2 protein-coding genes and 1 pseudogene are annotated in these 2,581 nt (G+C 46.5%); 2 read left to right on the plus strand and 1 reads right to left on the minus strand.

Going from position 1 to position 2,581, the window contains the following annotated elements; genetic code table 11:
* Positions 1–841: arginine--tRNA ligase domain-containing protein (gene argS / locus GRP75_RS24055; RefSeq protein ID WP_160790576.1), on the plus strand; the 841-nt coding region annotated here is incomplete at its 5' end.
* A gap of 263 nt (positions 842–1,104) precedes the next feature.
* Positions 1,105–2,073, plus strand: a complete 969-nt coding sequence (locus GRP75_RS24060) for an S-layer homology domain-containing protein (RefSeq protein ID WP_160790577.1) — start codon at positions 1,105–1,107, stop codon at positions 2,071–2,073.
* Positions 2,074–2,198: 125 nt separating this feature from the next.
* Here GRP75_RS24060 and GRP75_RS24065 read toward each other — a convergent pair.
* Positions 2,199–2,581: pseudogene (locus GRP75_RS24065) on the minus strand (multidrug ABC transporter permease); the annotation flags it as partial.

Raw genomic sequence — 2,581 nt, forward strand, 5'->3', positions numbered from 1 at the left:
GGATGGGACTACCATTTATCCGACACGTGATCTGGCAACAGCGATTTATCGTCATGAAGTGATGAAGGCTGATCGGTTGCTGTACGTCGTTGGTGGAGAACAGAAGTTGCATTTCCAGCAGGTGTTTGCGGTGCTGAAGCATGCAGGGGAGGCTTGGGCGGAGCAATGTGAGCATGTGCCATTTGGATTAATGCGGTTTGCGGGTAAGAAAATGTCCACAAGACGCGGAAAAGTTGTCAAACTGGAGGAGGTGCTGGATGAAGCTATAGCGCGTGCTCAAGCCATCATTACTCAGAAGAACCCCGATTTGCAGGAACAACAGGCAGTAGCTGAGGACGTTGGCATTGGGGCGATTATTTTTGGTGATTTAAAAAACAACCGGCTGAATGAAGTGGATTTTTCGTTGGTGGAGGCGCTGACCTTTGAAGGCGAGACCGGGCCTTATGTGCAGTATACTCATGCGCGCATACGCAGCCTTCTGGAGAAAGCTCACGCTCGCGTCGATGTTGATAACACCAATTCTAGCGACAACGCCCTTGTCCAAGATAGCCATTCTCGTGATTTGAATGACGTATCGGATGGAATGTTGGGTGACGCAGGTTGGGCGCTGCTTAAGCAGTTGGGTCGCTATCACGGACAACTGATACGTGCGGCTCGCCAACTGGAGCCATCGGTAATTGCGAGATTTGCATTGGATACGGCTCAGGCGTTTAACCGTTTTTACGCCAAGGAAAGGATTGTCGATGGTGGACAGTGGCGTATTCGGTTGGCGGAACAAACTGCCGATATTCTGGCATGCGCGCTGCAACTTCTTGGTCTGAAAGCACCGAATCGGATGTAAGCAAAGCGAACAAAGGGGAGCGAGTTTTTGCTGGCGGGATGACTGCTACCCAGACCTGGCTCTTCCAAAGGAATACTGTAAAAGATTAATCGGTTACAGGCACTTTTGGGTATGTATAAAGATTGTGAGCAGAAAAGAGTTAGACGGGTACACTAAACGCAGGTATTCCACTGTTTTGCAACCAATTTGTGCATATTTGAAACATTTGATGCTTTTATTGCGTCGGTAAGTGTAGAAGCAAAGTAAACATGGAGGTGTATCTCATGAAAAAGAACAAAAGCGTGACAGCTGCCCTGCTTGTCATCTGCTCATTGGCAGTAGCTACGTCGGCTTCTGCTTTTCGTGATATAAAGGGAGCTGAACAGGAGAAGATCGTAAACTCACTTCAGGACAAAGGAATTATTCAAGGAATAACCAAGGATAAATTTGCACCGGATCAAACGCTCACGTATGCACAAGGAGTACACTTGGTTGTTCGTGCAATGGATCTTCAGGTAATGCCTGATTTCACAACGGGTTCCTTTGCAAACATTCCGGCTTCTGCATGGTATGCCCAGTCCTATCGGATTGCAGCCCAACACCAAATCCCTTTGTCACCAGATATTGATCCAAGCACCCGTATGACAAGAGAACAATTTGCGAATATTCTGTATAAAGCAGTGAGTGCAACGGGTGAATATCCAACTGTCCGTATGTTAATTAATGTAGCGGATGGCAAAAAACTAGACCAGGAATCAAATGCAGCCGTTCAATTCCTGCTATTGACCAAAATTGCAAAATTGGACGAACAGAGCAACTTTAACCCAGATCGTAAAGTAACGCGGATGGAGGCAGCAGAAATGGTCTATAACGCATCCGAATTTGTACAAAGTCATAAAACGGTTGAAGCTACTCCTGAAAATCCGGCTGAGCCTGTAGATCCGGTTCAACAAAATAACATTAGTATGAGTATAGAGAAGGCAAATGACCAGCAAAACAAAGTGACAATCACCCGTCTGCAGGCACCTAATCCAGGTTACGGCATTGAAGTGGATCACATCGACTACGTAGATGATACGAATGCAGTAATTTACTACAAGCTGACTAGTCCAAAGCCAGGGGAAATGAATATTCAGGTCATTACGGATACCCACACAAGCACATTGGTAGACAGCAAGTATAAGGTTACGCTTAAAGCAGTAGATGGAACAGTGCTTCCGCCCACAGGAACAGGCACGTCTGTAGCTAAATAAAATTACGAGCCCTATGTTATAGATATAAATAAAACCAACGAGCCTCCAATTTGTAGGGGAGACTTGCTGGTTTTTTTCATACCAAATGTTAATCGTTAGCCCTAAGCAATAGGGCTATTCAAGCTTTAAATGCTGACTTTGCCTGCAAGCAGGTCATCTTGCGCAGAAGGCGTAGCAGAGGATGAAGCCGAATCTGTTGCAACTGTTCCCGACTGGAGCTGATACATTTGGAAGTAACGACCGCCTTGGGCCATAAGTTCGTCATGGCTACCCCGTTCAACAATTTCACCCCGATGAAGCACCAAAATTTGGTCTGCACTGCGAATGGTGGACAAACGGTGAGCAATGATAAAGGTCGTACGTCCCTTCTTGAGTACCTCAAGAGCGGATTGGATGAGCGCTTCCGTTTCGGTGTCAATATTGGCAGTAGCTTCATCCAGAATTAAAATTGCGGGATCAAAGGCTAGTGCACGAGCGAAGGAAATAAGCTGGCGTTGCCCGGCTGATA

It is taken from the genome of Paenibacillus sp. OT2-17, assembly GCF_009827695.1.
In the GTDB taxonomy this organism is placed as follows: Bacteria; Bacillota; Bacilli; order Paenibacillales; family Paenibacillaceae; genus Paenibacillus; species Paenibacillus polymyxa_B.

Bases quoted from the DNA above. Each gene is read 5' to 3' on its own strand.
- GRP75_RS24060 (WP_160790577.1), top strand. From the start codon at position 1,105: ATGAAAAAGAACAAAAGCGTGACAGCTGCCCTGCTTGTCATCTGCTCA.